This is a genomic window from Oleiphilus sp. HI0061 (assembly GCF_001635675.1).
In genome coordinates this window covers 1-475 of sequence record NZ_LWFE01000756.1, presented here as the reverse complement: position 1 = coordinate 475, position 475 = coordinate 1, and the positions used below count along the sequence as shown (strand labels likewise).

Annotated in this window: 1 protein-coding gene; it reads right to left on the bottom strand. The window is 41.9% G+C overall.

Annotation, left to right across the window (positions count from 1 at the left end):
• The coding region (locus A3735_RS28810; RefSeq protein ID WP_197485794.1) for a phasin family protein at positions 1 to 179 on the bottom strand (179 nt) is incomplete at its 3' end.
• Between the last annotated feature and the right edge of the window lie 296 nt (positions 180 to 475).

The window sequence follows — 475 nt, the reverse complement described above, 5'->3', positions numbered from 1 at the left end:
CCTTCCTTTACAAGCTTGTCGAAAATCTTTCCGGTATCTTCTTCAGCTTTATTGTAGGCCCCTAAACCTGCCAACCAGATCTGACGTGCAGACTCTTTGATTTTCTCGGATAGCTGCGAGCTCTGGTCACCATCCTTTATTTGTTTGATCTCATCGCTCTGGTCGATATCTTTTGACATATTTCACCCTCTCGTTCGAGACTACTCAATACGGGTAATCGTGTCGCTATACACCCGGTATTGATTCAGTAACTAGCGTTTAACCAGCCCTGCATTAATAAGATTTTACAATTTAGCCTTTGTTGAATGCAGCTTTATTGTCTATACCCAATAGTATCGATAATAAAAGGTTTATGAAATGGGTTTGATAAGTAAATCGGCACTAATTGATTTAATCGTAGGCTGGTTGACACACGAGCGTCCTCCCAGCAGCATTCCTATGAGTGACTTTGAGCGCACACGCTACGAAATCAAAC